Below are 21,985 nucleotides of genomic sequence, written 5' to 3' on the forward strand. Positions count from 1 at the left end.
GAGGAAGGTGTCGGCCCGGCCGGTGACAAGTTGGCGCGCACGGTGTGTGCGATGCGCGATGCGAATAACGGAGCAGCGACGCCCCGGCGAGGTCGCGGGCTGGCAGCAGGAATCCCGCCGCTGCCATCCCCCGGCCATCGCCGAGGCGCGGGACAGACTTAACGCTTGTCGATCGACACGAACTGCTGATCTTCCGGACCGGTGTAGTTAGCGCTCGGGCGAATGATCTTGTTGTCGATGCGCTGCTCGATGATGTGCGCACTCCAGCCCGACGTACGCGCAATCACGAACAACGGCGTGAACATCGCGGTCGGCACGCCCATCATGTGGTAGCTCACGGCGCTGAACCAGTCGAGGTTCGGGAACATCTTCTTGACGTCCCACATCACCGATTCCAGACGCTCGGCAATGTCGTACATCGCCGTGTTCTGCTGTTCTTTCGACAACTCGTGCGCGACTTCCTTGATGACCTTGTTGCGCGGATCGCTCACGGTGTAGACCGGGTGACCGAAGCCGATGATCACTTCCTTGTTCTCAACACGCTGACGAATGTCGGCTTCGGCTTCGTCCGGCGAGTTGTAACGCTTCTGCACTTCGAACGCGACTTCGTTCGCGCCGCCGTGCTTGGGACCACGCAGCGCACCGATTGCGCCGGTAATCGCCGAGTGCATGTCCGATCCCGTGCCCGCAATCACGCGCGCGGTGAACGTCGACGCGTTGAACTCGTGCTCGGCGTACAGGATCAGCGACGTGTGCATCGCACGCACCCACTGGTCCGACGGCTTCTCGCCGTGAAGTAGATGAAGGAAGTGACCGCCGATGCTGTCGTCATCCGTTTCGACGTCGATACGCACGCCGTTCTGGCTGTAGTGATACCAGTACAGCAGCATCGAGCCGAGGCTGGCCATCAGACGGTCGGCAATGTCGCGTGCGCCCGGAATGTTGTGATCGTCCTTCTCCGGCAGCACGGTGCCGAGCACCGACACGCCGGTGCGCATCACGTCCATCGGGTGTGCGGCGGCGGGCACGGCTTCAAGGGCGTCCTTCACGGCGGCGGGCAGACCGCGCAGCGCCTTGAGCTTGGCCTTGTAGCCGCGCAGTTCCGCCACGTTCGGCAGCTTCCCGTAGACCAGCAGATACGCGATTTCTTCGAATTCCGAGGTCTGCGCCAGATCCAGAATGTCGTAGCCGCGATAGTGCAGATCGTTGCCCGAACGCCCCACGGTACACAGTGCCGTGTTGCCTGCGGTCACACCCGACAGGGCGACGGATTTCTTCGGCTTGAAGCCGGTGGCAGTCGTCTCGCTCATGCTCTTTCCTCCAGGATCAGGGGTTCGTTATTTCTGTTGGGCGAACAGGGCGTCGAGCTTCTGTTCGTATGCGTGGTAGCCGATGCTCTCATAGAGCTCGGCGCGCGTTTGCATCGTGTCGAGCACCGCCTTTTGCGTGCCGTCGCGACGAATCGTGTGATAGACGTTTTCCGCCGCCTTGTTCATCGCGCGGAACGCCGAGAGCGGATACAGCACCAGTCCGACCTGCGCGCTCTTGAGTTCTTCCACGGTGAACAGCGGCGTCGAGCCGAACTCGGTGATGTTCGCGAGCACGGGCACCTTCACGGCATCGGAAAACTGGCGGTACATCGGCAGTTCCGTCATCGCTTCGGGGAAGATCATGTCGGCCCCCGCTTCAACGCACGCGCACGCGCGGTCGATGGCCGCCTGAAGGCCTTCGACGGCCAGCGCATCGGTGCGCGCCATGATGACGAAATTCTCGTCGGTGCGCGCGTCGACGGCCGCCTTGATGCGGTCGACCATCTCCTGCTGCGTCACGATGGCCTTGCCGGGACGGTGGCCGCAGCGCTTCGCGCCCACCTGATCTTCGATATGCATCGCCCCCGCGCCGAACTTGATCAGCGACTGCACCGTGCGCGCGATGTTGAAGGCCGACGGACCGAAGCCCGTGTCGACGTCCACCAGCAGCGGCAGGTCGCATACGTCGGTGATGCGGCGCACATCGGTGAGCACGTCGTCGAGCGTCGAGATGCCCAGATCGGGCAGGCCGAGCGAACCGGCCGCAACACCGCCGCCCGACAGATAGATCGCCTTGAAACCGGCCGCCTTGGCGAGCAGGGCGTGGTTGGCATTGATGGCACCGACAACCTGCAACGGTTGCTCGGTCTTGACGGCCTCGCGGAAGGCGGCGCCGGCCGAACGAATGGTTTGCGTCACTTGAATCCCTCGGTCGTGTCTTGCGCGCCGGATGAACGGAATGCCACCGGATCGCACGTGGGTTGAGTAGCAAGGCTTTTGAATAGCAATGGCCGTGCCAGCAGGTCGTGCGCTCGCGCATCGCCAATCCCTTCGCCGCGCTAACGCATTCATTTATCGACGGAAATTCTTCGCCTGCATGACGTTTACGTCAAGGTAAATGTCACTTAAGGGTGGATGCGGCGGCCGCATTTCGTTTCAATTTGAAACGCAAAATGAAACGTATAGTCGCAACATGCTACGATTCAACTCAAATCCCCTGCTGCCAACCGCTATGCCGAATTCGATACCCGCCGAGATGCCGTCCCGTCTGCCCGCGACCGCTGCAGGCGTGGCGCGAGCGCCCACGGTCCCCGCGATGCGAAAGCCGGTGATCTGGGCCGTCGGCATCAGCAAGCTTGGCGAGCTGTATCGCGATATCGTGCCGGACTACGCTGCGCAGGCCGACGTTCACATCGTCGACAAGGGGTACGAAGCCGTGATCGAAGCGCTGGAGCGCTTGCCCGCCGGGAGCGTCGACGGCATTGTCGCGGCCGGATCGAACGGCGACTTTCTGCGCGAACGGCTTGCGTTGCCTGTGGTGCTGGTCAAAGTCACCGGCTCGGACGTCATGCACGCACTGGCCCGCGCGCGACGCGCCCTGCCCGCGTCGTCTCCCGACTCGCGCATCGCGCTCGTGTCCTACGCACGCCCCGCAGCCGAGTTCGAGCGCTTCAAGAGCGCCTTTCACCTCGACATCTCTCAGCACACTTATGTCGACGCCCAGAACGCCGAAGACCTCGTGCACCGGTTGCGCGACGACGGCATGGCAGTCATCGTTGGGCCGGGTCTCGTCACGCAACTGACGGAGCGCGCCGGCCTCACGGGCATCTTTCTCTACTCGCAGGATTCGGTGCGCGCAGCGTTCGACACGGCACTGGAGGTGGCGCGTCTCGGGCGCATCGAAGCGCAACGGCGCGAACGTCTCGATACGGTGTTGCGGCATCTGCACGAAGGCGTGGCCGCCGTCGATCTGAACGGACGCATCGAAGCGATCAACGCGTCGATGGCCGGGATTCTCGGCGTCACGGTGGCGGACGCCGTCGGGCGAACGCTCGACGCTATCGCGCCAGCGCTCGACATCGCCCGCACACTGGAGAGCGCGAGCGCCGAGTTGGAAGCGATCGTCTCGATGGCGGGCAAGACGTGGGTGATCAACCGCATTCCCTTGCTGGATCAAGGCACGCTCACGGGTGCGCTCGTGACGTGTCAGGACTCGCAGTCGTTCGCCCGTGTGGATCGTTCGTTGCGCTCACGGCATCGTCCGCGGCATCTCGTGGCGCGCTACCGGCTCGACGATCTGATCGGCGATTCGGCGGCAATGACGCAAGTCCGCGCACTCGCGCGCCGATATGCGCAGACCGACTCGACGGTACTCGTGCATGGCGAGAGCGGCACGGGCAAGGAATTGCTCGCACAGGGGATTCACAACGCGAGCCGCCGCCGCGACTATCCGTTCGTCGCCATCAACTGCGCCGCGTTTCCGGAGACGCTGCTCGAGAGCGAGTTGTTCGGGTATGAAGATGGCGCGTTCTCGGGTGCGCGACGCGGTGGCAAGGCCGGTTTGTTCGAAACAGCGCACAACGGCACGATCTTTCTCGATGAAATCGGCGAGATGCCGATGCCGCTGCAAACTCGGCTGCTGCGCGTGTTGCAGGAGCGCGAAGTCCTGCGCCTTGGCGCGAACGAACCGGTGCCGTGCGACGTGCGCGTGGTCGCCGCCACGCACCGCGATCTTCGTCAGCAAGTCGCGGCCGGATTGTTTCGCGAAGACCTTTACTACCGTCTGAACATCCTGCGCATGGTGCTGCCCGCGTTGCGCGAACGCATGGACGACCTGCCGCGCCTCACGCCGTTGTTCCTGGAACGTGCGCTAGCCCGTGCGGGTGCGCGCATGAGCGTCGATGCCTTGCAGGCGTCGCTATTGCCGCTGCTTGCGAGCTATCGCTGGCCGGGGAACGTTCGGGAGCTGGAGAATTTGCTGGAGCGCATCGCGGTCGTCTGCGCCGATGTGGTCGATGCCCGCGAAATCAGCCGTGCGCGATTGATCGAGATTGCCCCGGAACTTGGCACGACGCCGTCACCGCCCGCGTTCGACGTTTCAAAAACGAACGGTGGCCGGATAAAAGATGTGACGAGTGTTGCAACCGTCGATGCACCCGACGCCCCCATGACCGGACGCGAGCGCCGTGCCGCCGAGGAGCTGGCACGCATTCACTCGACGCTGGCCGCATGCGGCGGCGATCGCAATGCCGCGTGCGAAGCACTCGGCATCAGCCGCTCGACGCTCTGGCGCAAACTTCGCGCCGGGTAACGGGCATCGGGCATCGGCGATGCCCCCGGCGCGAACACTTCAGTGCTGAGCTCAGTGCTGATGACGGATACGGTCCCACATCTCGTGCCAGTCCAGACGCTTGTGCGCGGCAGGCTCATCGTGATGCGTGACCCAGAAGTGGTCGACCAGCATGCCGATGGCGAAGCCGACGAGCAGCGCTACCAGCATCATCGAGACATTGATCATGGACATGGCGGCCTCCCGTCGAAAGGAATCACGCTTCCATTCTAGTCAAACGCCACCATGCCAGCGATGCAAAATCTCAGGCTTGCGGACGTAAAAAAACCGGGGTCGAAACCCCGGTTTTTCATTTGACGCGAGCCGCTACCAAGCGATGCGCAAGATGCGCATCCCACGGCATTTCAATGCTTACCACGTCGCAATCAGTGCGCCCTTGAATTGCGTGTCGATGAATTGCTTCACTTCGTCCGAATGGTAGGCGTCGACCAGTTGCTTGACCCACGGCTTGTTCAGGTCTTGCGTGCGCACGGCGATCAGGTTGGCGTACGGGCCCTTCAGGTCTTCGATAGCGATGGCATCACGCTTGGGCACCAGTCCGGCCTGTGCGGCGAAGTTCGTGTTGATCGACGCAGCGTCCAGATCCGGCAACGCGCGCGGCAGTTGTGCGGCTTCCAGTTCGCGGATCTTGAACTTCTTCGGGTTCTCGATATCGAGCGGCGTGATGTTCTTGCCATCCAGCCCCGGCTTCACCTTGATCAGACCTTCCTTGGCGAGCAAACGCAGCGCGCGGCTACCGTTCGACGGATCGTTCTGGATACCGATTTGCGCGCCGTTCGGCAGATCCTTGAGCGACTTGTACTTCTTCGAATAGAAGCCCAGCGGCGAAACGTAGGTGAGGCCAGCCGTCGTGATCTTGTAGCCACGATCCTTGACCTGACTATCGAGGAACGGCTTGTGCTGGAAGCCGTTGGCGTCCAGGTCGCCAGCGTCGAGCGCGGCGTTCGGCTGTGCATAGTCACTGAATTCGACGATCTTGATGAACAGGCCACGCTTTTCGGCCACCTTTTTCACCACTTCGAAGATCTGCGCGTCCGAGCCGGCCATCGTGCCGACCTTGAGGGGCTTGTCGGCCGTCTGGGCCGAGGCGCCGAGAGAGGCCAGCGCAAACGTTGCGCCGAGGAACGCATTGATCAGTTGACGGGACAGCATGTGCGAATTCTCCTTGTGCTTATGTGATCCGACGCCTGTTGGGCATCTGTGCGAGGGGGAGCGGGCCTGTTGAGCCAGCAACGGTCACGCGCGACGCAGGCATACCAGCCATATAGCGGCATGGCCATGTCGGGCGACCCAGACCCCGGATGCTGCCACAACTGCGGGTTTACACGAAATACATAATCGGCATTTCGATATCCCCCCGAGCGCATCGATAGACGGCGTCCATCAAAAAAACGCCCCCTCGGATCACCGAAGGGGCGCTTCGCCGGGAGAACAGCCTGATCACGGGCCGGGGGGGTGGCACGGCTGGCGGCAATGCCGTCAGCCGGTCGCGTCAGGAACCGACGAACAACCTGCGAGACTCGCTACACCATCAAGACCAACCGATGCGAGGGCCAGTGCCTGCACGCGCTGTGCCGAACGCGTGCAGGCCCCACACCCACCACTAGCTCAGGGACACGGCTCCTCGCCAGCCTGGCCGTTCATCGCGCATCCGCCGCCACCACCGAAGCCGCTGGGGCCACCGAATGCTGCCAATCCGCCTCCGCCTGCAGCGCCACCGATGCCAAGGCCGCCTGGACCACTGGCGCCACCGCCGCCGCTGCTTGCGCCAACACCACCACCACCGCCAGTGCCGCCGCCGCCGCCGGTGCCACCACCGCCACCACCACCACCACCACCGCCGCCGCCACCACCGCCGCCACCACCGCCACCACCACCACCACCACCACCACCACCACCACCACCACCACCACCGCCGCCACCGCCACCACCGCCGCCGCCACCACCACCGCCGCCGCCACCACCACCGCCGCCGCCACTGTGGCCACCGCAGCCGCAACCGCCAGCGCCGCCGATACCGATGCCGACGCCGGTCCCGCCAGGGCCGCCAGGGCCGCCGAATGCGCCCAACCCGCCAAGGCCGCCCGCACCGCCAAAGCCGATGCCACCGCCTCCTCCACGTCCACCGCCACCACCACCGGCGGCGTATGACGCATTGATCGAAATGCCGCAGAGCATCGCTGCTGCTGCCGCCCCTACCAGAGTCGCCTTGAACCTGTTCATGGTCCCCTCCCCGCGCACGCGCACACACTCACTTCGGAACACGCCGGACCCCGCCAGAAGGTCCAGCGTTACGACGAGAGCGCGTCAGCAGAAATCGCGGGCAATAGCGGGCCCGCCCGTGCTTAACAGCACAGGAGTCCCTTGCCAACAGCCTGCGGAGAATCCGGGTTGGCGCTTCGCCATACACGATTCACATACGCGAATTCCGTGCCAGCGGATTCAACCCATTGATTTAAAAGAAATTAATAACTCAACTTATGAGACATCGATACGTCCCCTGCCGAAAACGTATCGTTCGTGAAACGCTTACAACGCAATGCAACGGCATTCGGCGCTCAACCTGACGGACGGTGCCCTCATGAAGCCTGGCTGAAAGACAGATGAGTGGTGCGTGAGGCGCATGAAACACAGGGAAGGTTCATGCACGCATGCGTTCGCGTGCCTCGCGCAACAAGGCCTGCGGCGGCTTGCCCAGCGTACGGACGAAAGCACGGCGCATACGCTCCTCGTCGCCGAAACCCGTCACGATTGCGACCCGCGCAATCGACGCCTCGCCCGCTTCGAGCAACGCCTGCGCCGCTTCAAGCCGCAATTTCTCGATGGCCTTGGCCGGTGTCAGTCCGGTCTGCAACGTGAATTCACGACTGAAATGGCGAGCGCTCCAGTGCACCTGTGCCGCAAGTTGCTCGACCGATAACGGCTCTCGCAAATGCTCGCGCGCGTATGCGAGCGCTGCGCGCACCCGGTCGGAGCTGGGTTCGAGCGTGGACAGCGTTGAGAACTGCGACTGACCACCGGTGCGCCGGTAGTGCACCACCAGCAGGCGAGATGTATCGCGCGCGACATCGCTGCCGTAATCGGCTTCGACCAGCGCCAGCGCCAGATCGATACCGGCCGTCATGCCCGCCGACGTCCATATCGACCCGTCGTTGACGTAGATCCGGTCGTCTTCGACGATCACGTCCGGGTGTTGTTGCTGTAACGCCGTCGCCTGCCCCCAATGCGTCGTGGCGCGCCGTCCGTTCAGCAACCCGGCGTCGGCCAGAACAAACGCCCCCGAGCAGATGCTCCCGATGCGTCGCACCTTCGGCGCGAGCCGCCGCAAAGCCTCGACCAGATCCGGCTCTGTCGGCACCACGTACGTGGCGCCCGCCACCAACACCGTGTCGTAACGATGCCTGCCCATCGGCTCCGTGGCCACCGCAATCCCGGCAGAGTCCCGCACCAGTCCGCCTTCGACCGAGAGCGTCTGCACTTCGTACAGCGGCTCGTCGCGCCCAAAGTTCGCCATCTCGAATGCCGACATCGAGGCCAGCGACATCATCTGAAAGTCGGGATAGACCACCAACGCAATTCGTTTCGTCATGACGCAAAGGGCCGCTAAGGCTAAGGACGGGAGGTTCCGGAACAACGCAATGGGAGGACACGCCGCGACACCAACAGCCACCGCATGACCGATGCGTCGATTGTAGTTGGCATGCTGGACGGGTGTCGGACACGCTTGTCCTAAAAAGTGGTTTTCATGTCATTTGAGACATTGCGATGACCGACCACACTGGACGTCATGGACCCAACAACCGGAACCGTAACAACCATGAACGCATCCACTCAAACCCATCAGCCGGGCACCGCACTGATTACCGGCGCCTCCTCCGGCATCGGCGCAATTTACGCCGACCGCCTCGCCCGTCGCGGCCACGACCTCATTCTGGTCGCCCGCAACACGGCGCGTCTGCTCGAAGCGGCCCAGCGCCTTCACGTCGAGACAGGCCGTCGGGTCGATATCCTGAGCGCGGATCTCTCCACGCGTGAAGGGCAGGCGCTCGTGGAAGCGCGTCTGCGCGAAGACACTCGCATCGACACACTCGTGAATAACGCTGGCTTCGGCGCGGTCGCACCGCTGCTGCAAGCGGACGTCGATCACCTGACCGACATGATCGAAGTCAACGTGACCGCGCTCACGCGTCTCACCTACGCGGCCGTGCCGGGCTTCGTGGCACGCGGGCGCGGCACCGTCATCAACATCGCGTCGGTCGTCGCGATCGCACCGGAACTGCTCAACGACGTGTACGGCGGTTCGAAGGCGTTCGTGCTCGCGTTCTCACAATCGCTGCAACATCAGCTCGCCGATACGGGCGTGCACGTGCAAGCCGTGTTGCCGGGTGCCACGATCACGGAGTTCTGGAATATCGCAGGCAAGTCGCATCAGGAGTTGCCGCTGGAATGGCTGATGACGTCCGACGATCTCGTGGACGCGGCGCTGGCCGGACTCGATCAGGGCGAAACCGTCACTATCCCGCCGTTGCAGGATGGTGACGAATGGACCGCGTACGACACCCTGCGTCGCAAGATGTCGCAAGGACTGAGCAACACCTCGCCGGGCAAGCGTTACGGATTGAAGGCTGTCGCCAACGCGGCCTGACGCGCACGGGTGTTGAAGCCGTGCATGCGTCCCCTGCCAACCCAAGGCACGCATGCACCGGCGCAATCCGTCGTCAGTTTGCGTCGATCAACTCTGCCGACGATTCGCGCAGGCACGCCGCAAACAGTTGCGACGCAGGCGTTGCCGTGTCTTCACGCCAATACAGAATCGCGTCGCCCAGCGGCCCTAACGGCGGCAGCGGCAGCACGCGCATAGTCCCGCGCTGAGCATAGCGTCGTGCGAGCGAGAGCGGCAGGATCGAGACGAACCCGCCGCCGCGCAGCAGCGACAGATTCAACGCAAGCGAACTCGACTCGATGGCAGGACGCTGCAACGTCACCCCATGCTCGGCCAGAATCTCGGCCATCGTGGTGAAGGCGGGCGAGCCACGCATCGGTGTAATCCAACGCACGTCCTGCAAGTCTCGCCATGAGACGGCTGCCTCTGCCGCGCCCAGCGGGTGCTGGGTGCCGACGACGAACACGAACGGCTCGTGGTGCAGCGACTCGTTGCGCATCACCGCCAGATGGCCCGTCACACGATTGCGCCCGAGCGCCAGATCGAGATTGCCCTCGTCCATCATCTTGAGCAGACGGTCCAGCGTAGCCTCCACGAACGAGAACGATGCATTGGGCGCACGTCGCGTGAACAGCTCGACCGCATGCGCGATCAGGGGCTGGGGAATCGTTACCACCGCACCGAAGCGCACATGCCCGGCCGTCCCCGTGGTCAACGCGCTCACGTCGCGACGCGCCAGTTCGATCTGCCGCAGGATTTCGCGTCCACGCTCCACGAGCACGCGTCCGATGCCAGTGAGTTCCACCGCATTGCCCACCCGCCGCACCACCGGCGCGCTCAGCGCCTCCTCGATCTCCCCGATCTGCTTGGAGATGGCGGGCTGCGTGACGTGAAATGCCGCCGCCACGCGCGTGACCTGACGCAGTTCGCCCAGCGTCACCAGCATGCGCAGATGGCCGAGCTTCAGGCCACTGCGGAAAAAGCGCTCAATCGAGTTGTCGGTCGTTGTCATGACGGATGCGGAAAGCTTCTGTGGGAACGCCCAAGCCGAGATCATAACCAAACGGTAATGCCGTGTGCGCAAAGTGTGATTTGCCGTCACGCCGACCGACCCCTTACCCTTCGTACGAGCAGCATGGCCGCACAGGGTTATTCGATGCGCCGGAGCGACGATCCATCGCACATCGCCGAATCTCCTTCGCATAACCGAATGTTCTCCGGATGCGCGTCAGGCTGCCCAATAACTCGACGTGCCGCACGGCACGCACCACGGAGACAACACCCATGAGCTCGTCCCCCTCGTCCTACCCGGGCGGTGCACAGCCGCATCCCGGCAACAGCGCTGCCCCCGTGGCGGCCAGTGCCGAACAGCGCGACGCGCTGTACCGCAAGCTGACCTGGCACATCATCCCGTTCCTCTTTCTCGCGTTCATCGTCGCGTACATCGACCGCGTGAACGTGAGCTTCGCCAAGCTGGAGATGCTCTCCGACCTGTCGCTGTCCGAGACCGTGTATGGCGCAGGTGCGGGTGTGTTCTTCCTGGGCTATTTCCTCTTCGAGGTGCCGAGCAACCTGATCCTGCATCGCGTGGGCGCGCGCATGTGGATCGCGCGCATCATGGTGACGTGGTCGATCATTTCCTGCCTGACGATGTTCACGCAGGGACCGATGTCCTTCTACGCGCTGCGCTTCCTGCTCGGCGTGGCCGAAGCGGGCTTCTTCCCCGGCATCGTGCTCTATCTGGCCACGTGGTTCCCGTCGAACAAGCGCTCGCAAATCATTGCGCTGTTCATGGTCGCCATTCCCGTCTCGGGCGCCATCGGCGGCCCGCTCTCCGGCTGGATCATGCAGCACTTCGGCGGCATGCACGGTTATGCAGGCTGGCAATGGCTGTTTCTGCTCGAAGGCATTGCATCGCTGCTCGTCGGCATCGCAGCGTTCTTCGTGCTTCAGGACCGGATCGAAACGGTCAAGTGGCTGAACGCGGACGAAAAACGTCTGCTCGCACAAGACCTTGCCGCCGACGACAGCACCCGCGCGCATCACAGCGTGCGTCAGGTGTTCGGCAGCGGCCGCGTGTGGCTGCTCGGCCTGTTGTACTTCTGCATCGCGATGGGCAACTACGGCCTCGTGTTCTGGCTGCCGACGATGATTCGCGCTGCAGGCGTCGCCAACCTTGGCAACATCGGCCTGCTCTCTGCGGTGCCGTCGCTGGTGAGCGCTGTTGCGATGATTCTCGTCGCGCGTCATGCCGACCGGCACAACGAACGCCGCATGCATGTGGCCGTGTGCTGCCTGCTGGGCGCGGCCGGGATGGTCGCCTCGGTGCTGCTCGCGCAGCATCTCTGGTGGTCGATGGCGGCATTGATCGTCGCGGCGATCGGCATCAACTCGATTGCGCCGGTCTTCTGGGGCATTCCCACGGCGATGATGGGCGGTGCAGGCGCGGCCGCCGCCATCGCGCTGATCAATTCGACCGGCAACCTCGCGGGCTTCGTCAGCCCGTACGTCATCGGCTTTCTCAAAGACAGCACCGGGCAGTTGCTGCCGGGCATGATCGTGCTGGCGTGTGCGCTGGTCGGCGGGGCATGCATCGTGATGTCGCTCAAGCCTCAACGGAGTCGTGCATGAGTTTTCCCGTCTGTCTCGTGACCGGTGCCGCTACTGGCATCGGTGCGGCCACCGCCCTGCGTTTTGCGCAGGACGGCTGGGCCGTGGCCATCAACAATTTCGACGACAGCACGCGTGCGGCCGCCGAAGCGGTCGCGGCGCAATGCCGTGACGCCGGTGCGCAAACGCTCGTCGTCGATGCCGACGTGGGTGACGACGCCGCCTGCCGCCGCATGGCGGACGCCGTCGGCGCGAAATGGGGGCGCCTTGACGCCCTCATCAACAGCGCCGGGACCACGCGCGTGATCCCGCACGGCGATCTCGACGCCATCGACGCCGTCGAGTTCGAGCGCATCTATCGCGTGAACCTCATCGGCATGTTCCAGATGACGCGCGCCGCTGCGCCGTTGCTGCGGGAGCGTCCGGTGTCTGCGGCATCGGCGATGTCGGCATCGGTCGTCAACATCTCGTCGCTGGCGTCGCTCAACGGCACGGGGTCGTCGATTGCTTACGCGGCCTCGAAGGGCGCGGTCAACGCGCTCACGCTCTCGCTCGCCCGCAACCTCGCGCCGCAAGTACGTGTGAACGCCATCGCGCCGGGCATGGTCGACGACGGCCTGCTGCGCCGCGTGCTCGGTAACGAGGCGTACGGCCGCGTGGTTGAAGGCATGCGTGAGAACTCGCCGCTCAAGCGTGTCTCGCAACCGTCTGAAGTTGCCGAACTGGCGTGGTTCCTCGCCGCCCGCGCACCGGCGATGACGGGTCAGGTGCTCGCCATCGAGAACGGGCTGCTGCTCAATACCTGATCGACCTCGGGTCGACGCATGCACAGCCGCCACAAAAGCATAAGGAAGTCCCCATGACAGATCTGCACAAACACCGCTCCCGCACGGTCACCGAAGGCGTCACGCGCACCCCGCATCGCGCCTTCCTGCGCGCGACCGGCCTCGACGACGCCGCCATCGACAAACCGTTCGTCGCTATCGTCGACACGTTCGGCGAGAACACGCCCTGCTCCATGTCGCTGAATCAGATTTCGGACAACGTGCGCCTGGGCGTGGCCGCCGGTGGCGGCGTACCGATTCGCGGCTCGGCCATCTCGGTATCCGACGGCACGTCGATGAACCATTCGGGCATGCGCTTCTCGCTGGTCTCGCGCGAAACGATTGCCGACAGCGTGGAGCTGTTCGTGCGCGCGCATTGCTACGACGCGCTCGTTGGCGTGGCGGGGTGCGACAAGACGCTGCCCGGCATTCTGATGGGCATGGTGCGCGTGAACGTGCCCGGCGTGTTCCTCTTCGGTGGCGCGATGCTGCCCGGCGTTGTCCCCGACGGCTCGCAGGCCACCATCCTCACCGCCATCGAAGCGGTCGGCACGGCCCAGCGCGGCGATATGTCCGCCGAGACGCTGCGCGGCATCGAAAAGCGTTGCACGCCCACCGCAGGCTCGTGCCCCGGTCAGTTCACGGCCAACACGATGGCGATGGTCGCGGAAGTGCTCGGCCTCGCGCCGCTCGGGTCCGCGATGGTGCCTGCCGTCTACAGCGAACGGATCGCGATTGCGCGTCGCGCTGGCGAGAACGTGATGCGTGCGCTGCGCAATGGCGGACCGCTGCCGCGCGACCTCGTCACGCGCAAGAGTCTCGAGAACGCCTGCGCCGCCGTGGCCGCGACCGGCGGTTCGACCAACGCCATGCTGCACATCCCCGCCATTGCCCACGAAGCGGGCATCGAGTTCACGCTCGACGACGTCTCTGAGGTCCTCGCCCGCACGCCGCTCATCGGCGACATGCAGCCCGGCGGACGCTATCTGGCCGTCGACCTGCATCATGTCGGCGGCGTGCCTGCGGTGCTCAACGCGCTGCTCGCAGGCGGACATATTCACGGCGACACGCTCACGCAAACGGGTGAGACGCTCGCCGACGCGCTGCGCGCCTTCCCCGGCCCCGACGGCCGCGTGGTCAAGCCGCACACCGAACCGCTCTCGCCCAACGCGGGACTGGTCGTGCTGCGCGGCAACCTCGCGCCCGACGGCGCGGCGCTCAAGACCGCAGGCCTGAAGCACCTCACGTTCACCGGCACCGCCCGCGTGTTCGAGACGGAAGAGGACTGCATGGCCGTGGTGTCCGCGCAGACGTACCGCGAGGGCGATGTGCTCGTGATTCGCAACGAAGGCCCCAAGGGCGGACCGGGCATGCGCGAGATGCTGAGCGTGACGGCAGCGATCTACGGGCAAGGGATGGGCGAGAAGGTCGCGCTGCTCACGGACGGCCGCTTCTCGGGTGCGACGCGCGGCATGTGCATCGGTTACGTCGGCCCCGAGGCGGCGGCGGGCGGGCCGATTCGCCTACTTCGGGACGGCGATACCATCCACATCGACGCAATCGAGGGTAAGCTCGACGTCGAACTCTCCGACGAAGCACTCGCCGCGCGGGCCGCCGAGGCCAAACCGTTCGTGCGCGGCCGTCTGGGCGGCGTACTGGAAAAGTACGAAGCGCTCGTGCGGCCCGCCAAGCTGGGCGCGGTGACCCATTCGGGGGCCGTGGAATGGCCCTACGAAGCGGCTATCGGGGAGACGCCAACCCACGAGGACCCGAATTGATGACTACCCCACGCGTAGGCTTTTGCGGCATCGGCCGCATGGGCGAACCCATGACGCAGCGGCTGCTCGCCGCTGGCCACGACGTCGCCGTCTGGAACCGTTCTGCCGCCAAGCTCGGCGCGCTGACCGATGCCGGTGCGATGGCCTGTGTGACGCCACAGGCGCTCGGCGAATGCGTCGACATCGCCCTGCTCTGTCTGGGTGATGGAAAGGCTGTCGAGCAGGTGGTATTCGGTGAGCACGGGCTCGTGCACGCCGCAACGCCCCCGCGCTATCTCGTCGATCACTCGACGCTCTCGCCCGCCCTCACCCGCAATCTCGCAAAGCGCTGGGCTGAGGCCACCGGCAGCGTCTGGATCGACGCCCCGGTCTCCGGCGGCACGGGCGGCGCGCAGGCAGGCACGCTGGCTATCATGGCAGGCGGTCCCGCCGAGGCTATCGAAGCCGTGACGCCGGTGTTGCGCGCGTTCTCGTCGCGCGTCACTCGCATGGGCGACATTGGCGCGGGTCAGACGACCAAGCTCGCCAATCAGGCCATCGTCGCGACGACGCTCGCCGGTCTGGCCGAAGCCTTCGTGCTGGCCAAGCGTAGCGGCATCGACACGGCGGCGGTGCCGTCGGCGTTGCAAGGCGGCTGGGCCGATTCCGTCCTCATGCAGACGCTCTGGCCGCGCATGGTCACGCCGCCCGAGTTCGCCACCGGCACGGTGCGCGTGATTCTGAAGGACCTCGATGCGATTGCCGAACTGGCGCACGCGAGCGCGACCGTGCAGCGGGTGCTGCCGGAAGTGCGTCGTTTGCTGAAGGACGCCGCAGAGCGCGGCATGGCGGACTGGGACCTGTCGCAAGTGTTCCGCATCGGCGAAGCGGAGAGCGCGCCGGACGCCTGACGTCAGGCTCGCCGCCCCATGAAAAAAGCCATGCCCGTCGATGGGCATGGCTTTTTGTCTTTCGGGGACGTCTGCTACGAGTTGGAGACTTACTTGACCTTCACCGCCGAGAAGTCCTGACGGCCGAACGGGCTGACCTGATAGCCCGACACGTCGGTGCGCGTGATCACGGCCGCGATCGGATGCGCCAGCGGAATCCACAGCGCGTCGTCCTTGATCGTCTTCTGTGCCGCCTGATACTTGGCGGTGCGCGCCGCGATGTCGTGCGTGCGCTTGCCGTCGCTGATCAGCTTGTCGAGATTGGCGTCGCAGAAACGAGCGAAGTTCGTGCCCGAGGTGACGGCCGCACAGCTGAACTGCGGCGTGAGGAAGTTGTCCGGATCGCCGTTGTCACCCGACCAGCCCATGAACAGCAGGTCATGCTCGCCTGCCTTGCCGCGACGAATCAGCTCGCCCCACTCCACCGTCTTGATCTGCGCCTTCACGCCGATCTTCGCCAGATCGCTTTGCAGCATCTCGGCACCCACGCGCGGGTTCGGATTGAGCAGACTGCCTGCCGGACGCGTCCAGATCGTCGTCTCGAAACCTTGCGGGAAACCGGCGTCCGCCAGCAACTTCTTCGCGCGATCGATGTTGTGCGGATAGTCCGGCACGTTCTTCGCATAGCTCCACGTGTTCGGCGGATACACGTTCACCGCCGGCGTCGCCGTGCCTTCGAACACCTGCTTCACGTAGCTCGTCTTGTCGAACGCGAGGTTCAGCGCCTGACGCACGCGCACGTCGTTCAACGGCTTGTGCTGTGTGTTGATGGCGACGAAGGCCGTCATGAAGGCGGGCGTCTCGACCACCTTGAGCGCCTTGTCGCCACGCGCGGCCTGCACGTCGAGCGGCTTGGGCGACAACGCGATCTGGCACTCGCCGACCTTGACCTTCTGCGCACGCACAGCAGGGTCCGGCACGATCGTGTAGATCAGACGCTCGGACGCCGGTGCGCCGCCAAAGTACGCCTTGTTGGCGTCGTACCGCACCACGCTGTCCTTCTGATAGCTACGGAAGACGAACGGACCGGTGCCGATCGGACGCGCGTTGAGTTCATCCGTCTTGTTCGCCGCGACGAGCTTGTCGGCGTACTCGGCCGAATAGATCGACGCGAAGCCCATCGACAGCATCGAGAGGAACACGGCGTCCGGCTCGGAGAGCGTGAAGCGCACCGTGTTGTCGTCGACCTTCTGCACCGACTTGATCAGCTTGCCCAGCGACAGCGACTGCGCATGCGGGAAGCCCGACGGCGTGAGCTTGTGCCACGGCGCGTTGTCGTTGAGCATGCGGTCGAACGTGAAGACGACGTCGTCGGCATTGAATGCGCGCGTCGGCTTGAAGAGATCGTTGCTGTGGAAGCTAACGTTCGGGCGCAGCGTGAACGTGTACGTGAGGCCGTCCGGCGTCACTTCCCATTTCGTCGCCAGACTCGGCACGACCTTGGCTTGCGCGGCATCGAACTCGACCAGACGGTTGAACACCGGATCGGCCGATGCGTTGGTCGTGGTGAGCGAGTTATAGCGCACGACATCAAACCCTTCCGGGCTGGCTTCGGTGCAGACGGTGAGCGGTTTGGCGTTCGCTGCCAGCGGAATCAGCGGCAAAGCGAGCGCGGTGAGTACGGCGGCGAGGGTATGGCGAGGATGGCGGGATGCAAGCGAGCGACGACGCATGAGCTTCTTCTCCAGGAAGTCGATGACGGGCAGGACGAATGGCAAAACAACGGGCCAGAATAGCGCAAATTCAGGACCCCTGCCTTTGCGTCGCAGCATATGCATAGATATGCACGTGCAAATACCAAAAGGGAACGCAAAAAGGGAAAGTCAGTTCTGCCAACCGAAAGCGCGCATCCGATGGACGATGCTGTCACGTGCGGCCACCACCGTCAGTCGCGAACTGACGGACATATCGTAGAGGTAGCGCGTTTGCCCGGCGTACGGGACGCTGACATATGGATGCGCGAGCAGCGGCACATCCGCCCCGGACGTCAACGACTCCCCCTCGCCCGCCAGTCTTGCCAGACACAAGCGATGCGCAGTGTCGCGCGCCACAGCGAACGGATCGAGCGCGCTCGGCGTCGGGCTCATGTGCGCGATCAGCGACGCATTTTCGTCGGTGCCCACTGGCGTCGGCGCGTGTGCGGCCAGTGCGACCGGGCCCTGCCCCATCGCGACGAAGAGCCACAGCCCCGCGTGCGCCATGTCGATCCACACCTTGCCGTGCGGACCGTCGCACTCCAGCGACGAGACGCCCGGCGTCGCCGTCGGCACGGGGGCCTGCGCAGGCGAGCATCGGAACCAGCGCCCGAAGATCCAGCGCAACGCAATGCGCTCCGACAGAAACCGATGACGCATTTGCGTGCGCGGCAACCGGCGCGCCAGTGAGTGCTCGGCCGCCGAGAGCCAGGTCGCGCCGTCGTCCGGGCCACCGGCCGCCGCGCCCGTCGCCCCGAAGGGACGACCCGCCAGCAGAAAACGCCACAGCCAAAGCTCGTCGCTGCCGCATTGAGGGGAAGGCGAAACGGCGGTGTGTTGCCCGCCGTTGCCCTGCTTTGCTGCTTCGATGTCGCTACTCGCCAGCGCGCGATTCTGCGCGCCACCCGTGAGCTTGCGGTCGCCCTGTCCGAACTGCCCGAGCGGCACGTAAGTCATGGAAGGTGTGGGAATCGATGCTACGCGCGGCGTTAGATCGACCGTTCGTTTCAACATCAACAATGACGACCTCCACAGACGTGACTGCCGACGACTTGCACCGCTTGAGGCTGCGCCATCGGCAATCGCTTATTTGTTAATGAGAATCATTATCAAATAGTAACACAAAGGTCTACGCGAAAGGAGTGACAAAGGCGTGGGAATTCGCTTGTTTAAACGGGAGAACGCCCAGACGCGGCCAGCCGCGAAGGCGGCGACCGCATGAGCGCATCGGATTGGGAAATTTCGGAGGCTGACCGGGGTGCCCCGGTCGCTTCAGGCCCCGGCGGGCAGCGGCGGCCGGTAGCCGAGCGCGTGGCTCGCCGCCAGCGCCTCACGACGTACCGCTTCGCCAATGGGACTGTCCATGCGGGCGTCGAACCCGCCCGTTGCCCCGAGCGCGGTGATGACGCCGACGAGGCGGCCGTCGTAATTGAAGACGGGGGCGGCGATTGCACTGATGCCGGTCAGGTTCGTGTCGCGCACGCTGGCACCTTGCGCCGCACGCACCGAGGCTCGCAGTGCCCCGATAGGATCCGAGGCGTCGAGTTGCGTGCGGTGTTCCGGCGTGGCGTGCGCCAGTTCGCTCTCGGCCATGGCCAGCACCTGCGGGTCGTCGAGCAGGCCGAGGAAGACGCGACCGGCGGCCGACCAGAGGACTGACATCACCGAGCCGATCCGCACGTTGATCGTCACCGGCAGGCCCGGCTCCTCGAAGCGCACGATGGTCGGCCCCTTGTTGCCCATCACGGCAATGAAGCAGGTCACATCGAAGGCTTCGCGCAGACGCACCAGTGCCGGTTCGGCGGCCCGCACCGGGTCGGCCTGACGCATTGCGGCGACACCGAGCAGCATCGCTTCGAGGCCGAGGTAGTAGTGTTGCGAGTCGGCGTCCTGCGCGACGAGCCCTTCTTCCACGAGACTCATTAGATAGCGGTGAACCTTGGCGGGACTTTGCTGCACGTGCAGCGCCAGTGCCGTCAGGCTCGCCCGGCCGCCCAGGCGGGCCAGTCCTTTGAGCACCACCATGCCGGTCTCTGCCGACTGCACGCGCTGGCGGCGGCCGCGCTCGCGGGGCGCATCTAGGGCGTCGCCGGTCGAGACGGCGGCAGCGTCGGCGGCTGCCTCGCGGGAAAGCGTAGCCGCACTTCGCGGGCGGCCTGCTGTGGGTCGTTTGCTTGTCGTCATCGGCGAGATTTTAAGATGCAAACCAATGTTGCTCGATGTCGACAAGTCTAGAGGTTAACCCCAGTCCACTAATTTACGCTATGCGTATTATATTTACGCTTAACAGATTCAGAGAATGTGACAGGCTACGCTCCTCTACACTTGATTCATTGTGTGCGTCGCCGCGCGGCCCTTCGCAGGTCGCTGTCGTATTCTCGCACCGGACTAAACGCCTCAGAGAGCGAGCGGATGAGCCAGACAGTTTCCCCCACTTCCAACGCCACGGCAGCCAGCGCCGGCGGCTGCCCGTTTCATCAAACGTCGGCCCCGTCGGCTGCTAAGGCCCCGAACGGCTGCCCGGTGAGTGCCCGCGCGGCCGACTTCGATCCGTTCGAAGACGGCTATCAGCAAGACCCGCCCGAATACGTGCGCTGGGCGCGCGAGCAGGAACCGGTGTTCTACAGCCCGAAGCTCGGCTACTGGGTCGTGACCCGTTACGACGACATCAAGGCGATCTTCCGCGACAACATTACGTTCAGCCCGTCGATTGCGCTGGAAAAGATCACGCCGACCGGCCCGGAAGCCAACGAGGTGCTCGCTTCCTATGGCTTCGCGCTAAACCGCACGCTGGTGAACGAAGACGAGCCCGCGCACATGCCGCGCCGCCGTGTGCTCATGGAGCCGTTCACGCCTGAACATCTGAAGCATCACGAGCCGCTGGTGCGTCAGCTCGCGCGCGAATACGTCGACCGCTTCGTGAACGACGGCCGCGCCGATCTCGTCGACCAGATGTTGTGGGAAGTCCCACTGACGGTGGCGCTCCACTTCCTCGGCGTGCCCGAGGAAGACATGGACAAGCTGCGCGAGTATTCGATTGCGCACACGGTCAACACGTGGGGACGCCCGAAGCCCGAAGAGCAAGTCGCGGTGGCGCATGCCGTGGGCAATTTCTGGCAACTCGCGGGCAAGATTCTCGACAAGATGCGTCAGAACCCGGACGGCCCGGGCTGGATGCAATACGGCATTCGCAAGCAGAAAGATCACCCGGAAGTCGTGACCGACTCCTATCTGCATTCGATGATGATGGCGGGCATTGTGGCCGCGCACGAAACGACGGCCAACGCCACAGCCAACGCGATGAAGCTGCTGCTCTCGCATCCGGACGTCTGGCGCGAGATCTGCGAAGATCCGTCGCTGATTCCGAACGCAGTGGAAGAATGCCTGCGTCACAACGGTTCGGTGGCGGCATGGCGTCGTCTCGCAACGAAGGACGTCAACATCGGCGGCATCGAGATTGCCGCCGGGTCGAAGCTGCTGATCGTGACGTCGTCTGCGAATCACGACGAAGCGCATTTCGCCGACGCCGACCTGTTCGACATTCGCCGCGAAAACGCCAGCGATCAACTGACGTTCGGCTACGGCTCGCATCAGTGCATGGGCAAGAACCTCGCCCGCATGGAGATGCAGATCTTCCTCGAAGAGTTCACGCGCCGCCTGCCGCACATGACGCTGGCCGAGCAGAAATTCACGTACGTGCCCAACACGTCATTCCGCGGTCCGGAGCATGTCTTTGTGGAATGGGATCCGGCGCAGAATCCGGAGCGTCGCGATCCGGCCGTGCTGGAGCGTCATGCGCCGGTGCGCATCGGCGAGCCGTCGGGCCATAGCGTGACGCGCCCTGTCGTGGTCGAGTCGGTCACGCCGGTCGCCGAGGGCATCGTCAAGCTGCGTCTGGTCGCACCTAGCGGCCGCGCCCTGCCGCGCTGGGCTCCGGGCTCGCACATCGATATCGAATGCGGCGAGACGGGGCTGTCGCGTCAGTATTCGTTGTGCGGCGACCCGACGGACGCCGCCGCACTGGAAATTGCGGTGCTGCACGAGCCGGAAGGCCGTGGCGGTTCGAACTGGGTTCACACGCAGGTCTCGGTCGGCGACCGTCTGCGCATTCGTGGGCCGCGCAATCACTTCCGTCTGGACGAAACGACGCCGCGCGCCATCTTCGTTGCGGGGGGTATCGGCGTCACCCCGATTGCCGCGATGGCACGCCGCGCCAAGGTGCTGGGCATCGACTACGAGATTCACTACAGTGGCCGCAGCCGCCGCACGATGGCGCTCGTCGACGAACTGCAAGCGCTGCATGGCGACCGTCTGCATCTGTGGGTGAAGGACGAAGGGCAACGCGCGGACTACGCGACGCTGCTGGCAACGCCGCAGCACGGCACGCAGGTGTACGCCTGCGGTCCGGTGCGCATGCTCGACGGTCTGGCGCAATGCTGCGCGCACTGGCCGGACGACACGCTTCGCGTTGAGCACTTCCAGTCGCAACTGGGTACGCTCGATCCCGAGAAGGAACATGCGTTCGAGGTCACGCTGAAGGATTCGGGCATCACGGTGATGGTGCCCGCCGACCAGACCCTGCTCACGGCATTGCGTGCGGCGAACATCGACGTGCAGAGCGACTGCGAGGAAGGCTTGTGCGGCTCGTGCGAAGTGCAGGTGCTGGAGGGCGACGTGGATCACCGCGACGTGGTGCTCACCCGCACGGAGCGCGACGCCAACACGAAGATGATGTCCTGCTGCTCGCGCGCCTGCGGCAAGAAGCTGGTGCTGGCGTTGTAAGTCGAAGCGAGGGTTGGAGGGCAATAAAAAGGGGGCTGCGGCCCCC

Annotated in this window: 17 protein-coding genes; 7 read left to right on the top strand and 10 right to left on the bottom strand. The window is 64.6% G+C overall.

Going from position 1 to position 21,985, the window contains the following annotated elements:
* Positions 1–158: 158 nt before the first annotated feature.
* The gene (gene prpC, locus NTU39_RS17335) at positions 159–1,310 is read right to left on the bottom strand and encodes a bifunctional 2-methylcitrate synthase/citrate synthase (protein WP_150663293.1); all 1,152 of its coding nucleotides are present in this window, start codon (positions 1,308–1,310) and stop codon (positions 159–161) included.
* 27 nt (positions 1,311–1,337) lie between these two features.
* Complete coding sequence (prpB, locus tag NTU39_RS17340) at positions 1,338–2,228, bottom strand: methylisocitrate lyase (RefSeq protein ID WP_039397405.1); 891 nt, start codon at positions 2,226–2,228, stop codon at positions 1,338–1,340.
* 337 nt (positions 2,229–2,565) lie between these two features.
* Here prpB and prpR point away from each other — a divergent pair, with 337 nt between their 5' ends.
* A complete protein-coding gene (gene prpR, locus NTU39_RS17345; protein ID WP_246184450.1) occupies positions 2,566–4,620 on the top strand; it encodes a propionate catabolism operon regulatory protein PrpR in 2,055 nt (684 codons plus the stop codon).
* Positions 4,621–4,671: 51 nt separating this feature from the next.
* On the opposite strand, the gene NTU39_RS17350 is transcribed toward prpR, so the two are convergent.
* From NTU39_RS17350 to NTU39_RS17365, 4 genes are all read right to left on the bottom strand, one after another.
* A complete protein-coding gene (locus NTU39_RS17350; RefSeq protein ID WP_174984361.1) occupies positions 4,672–4,833 on the bottom strand; it encodes a hypothetical protein in 162 nt (53 codons plus the stop codon).
* 177 nt (positions 4,834–5,010) lie between these two features.
* Positions 5,011–5,811 (bottom strand): MetQ/NlpA family ABC transporter substrate-binding protein, encoded by an 801-nt coding sequence (locus tag NTU39_RS17355; protein WP_150739907.1) that lies wholly within the window; start codon positions 5,809–5,811, stop codon positions 5,011–5,013.
* A 456-nt stretch (positions 5,812–6,267) separates the two neighbouring features.
* The gene (locus tag NTU39_RS17360) at positions 6,268–6,882 is read right to left on the bottom strand and encodes a hypothetical protein (protein WP_257958148.1); all 615 of its coding nucleotides are present in this window, start codon (positions 6,880–6,882) and stop codon (positions 6,268–6,270) included.
* Positions 6,883–7,300: 418 nt separating this feature from the next.
* Positions 7,301–8,248, bottom strand: a complete 948-nt coding sequence (locus NTU39_RS17365; RefSeq protein WP_150663296.1) for a GlxA family transcriptional regulator — start codon at positions 8,246–8,248, stop codon at positions 7,301–7,303.
* 228 nt (positions 8,249–8,476) lie between these two features.
* Here NTU39_RS17365 and NTU39_RS17370 point away from each other — a divergent pair, with 228 nt between their 5' ends.
* Positions 8,477–9,304 (top strand): SDR family NAD(P)-dependent oxidoreductase, encoded by an 828-nt coding sequence (locus NTU39_RS17370; RefSeq protein WP_257958149.1) that lies wholly within the window; start codon positions 8,477–8,479, stop codon positions 9,302–9,304.
* A 73-nt stretch (positions 9,305–9,377) separates the two neighbouring features.
* Here NTU39_RS17370 and NTU39_RS17375 read toward each other — a convergent pair whose 3' ends face one another.
* Positions 9,378–10,334, bottom strand: coding sequence for a LysR family transcriptional regulator (locus NTU39_RS17375; RefSeq protein WP_150663298.1), 957 nt, complete (start codon positions 10,332–10,334; stop codon positions 9,378–9,380).
* Positions 10,335–10,606: 272 nt separating this feature from the next.
* Here NTU39_RS17375 and NTU39_RS17380 point away from each other — a divergent pair, with 272 nt between their 5' ends.
* Genes NTU39_RS17380 through NTU39_RS17395 form a run of 4 tightly spaced genes read left to right on the top strand, consistent with a single transcriptional unit; the run spans position 10,607 to position 15,424 of the window.
* On the top strand, positions 10,607–11,953 hold the full coding sequence (locus NTU39_RS17380; protein ID WP_150663299.1) for an MFS transporter: 1,347 nt from the start codon (positions 10,607–10,609) through the stop codon (positions 11,951–11,953).
* The gene (locus NTU39_RS17385) at positions 11,950–12,738 is read left to right on the top strand and encodes an SDR family NAD(P)-dependent oxidoreductase (protein WP_257958150.1); all 789 of its coding nucleotides are present in this window, start codon (positions 11,950–11,952) and stop codon (positions 12,736–12,738) included. Before NTU39_RS17380 ends, NTU39_RS17385 begins: the two co-directional genes overlap by 4 nt.
* Positions 12,739–12,791: 53 nt before the next feature.
* Positions 12,792–14,534, top strand: coding sequence for a dihydroxy-acid dehydratase (gene ilvD / locus NTU39_RS17390; protein ID WP_257958151.1), 1,743 nt, complete (start codon positions 12,792–12,794; stop codon positions 14,532–14,534).
* Positions 14,534–15,424: an NAD(P)-dependent oxidoreductase gene (locus NTU39_RS17395; RefSeq protein ID WP_150663302.1), complete on the top strand. Its 891-nt coding sequence runs from the start codon at positions 14,534–14,536 to the stop codon at positions 15,422–15,424. The genes ilvD and NTU39_RS17395 overlap by 1 nt, the downstream gene beginning before the upstream one ends.
* Before the next feature lie 89 nt (positions 15,425–15,513).
* Here NTU39_RS17395 and NTU39_RS17400 read toward each other — a convergent pair whose 3' ends face one another.
* The 3 genes from NTU39_RS17400 to NTU39_RS17410 form a co-directional block, all read right to left on the bottom strand.
* Positions 15,514–17,136, bottom strand: coding sequence for an ABC transporter substrate-binding protein (locus tag NTU39_RS17400; RefSeq protein ID WP_150663525.1), 1,623 nt, complete (start codon positions 17,134–17,136; stop codon positions 15,514–15,516).
* Between the two features lie 150 nt (positions 17,137–17,286).
* Positions 17,287–18,114 (bottom strand): 4'-phosphopantetheinyl transferase family protein, encoded by an 828-nt coding sequence (locus NTU39_RS17405; protein WP_150663303.1) that lies wholly within the window; start codon positions 18,112–18,114, stop codon positions 17,287–17,289.
* Between the two features lie 315 nt (positions 18,115–18,429).
* Positions 18,430–19,341 (bottom strand): IclR family transcriptional regulator, encoded by a 912-nt coding sequence (locus tag NTU39_RS17410; RefSeq protein ID WP_246184451.1) that lies wholly within the window; start codon positions 19,339–19,341, stop codon positions 18,430–18,432.
* Positions 19,342–19,569: 228 nt separating this feature from the next.
* Between NTU39_RS17410 and NTU39_RS17415 the strand changes: the two genes are divergently transcribed.
* Positions 19,570–21,939, top strand: a complete 2,370-nt coding sequence (locus tag NTU39_RS17415; protein ID WP_150663304.1) for a cytochrome P450/oxidoreductase — start codon at positions 19,570–19,572, stop codon at positions 21,937–21,939.
* Positions 21,940–21,985: the final 46 nt, after the last annotated feature.

This window comes from Pandoraea commovens (assembly GCF_024704525.1).
Taxonomy (GTDB): Bacteria; Pseudomonadota; Gammaproteobacteria; order Burkholderiales; family Burkholderiaceae; genus Pandoraea; species Pandoraea commovens.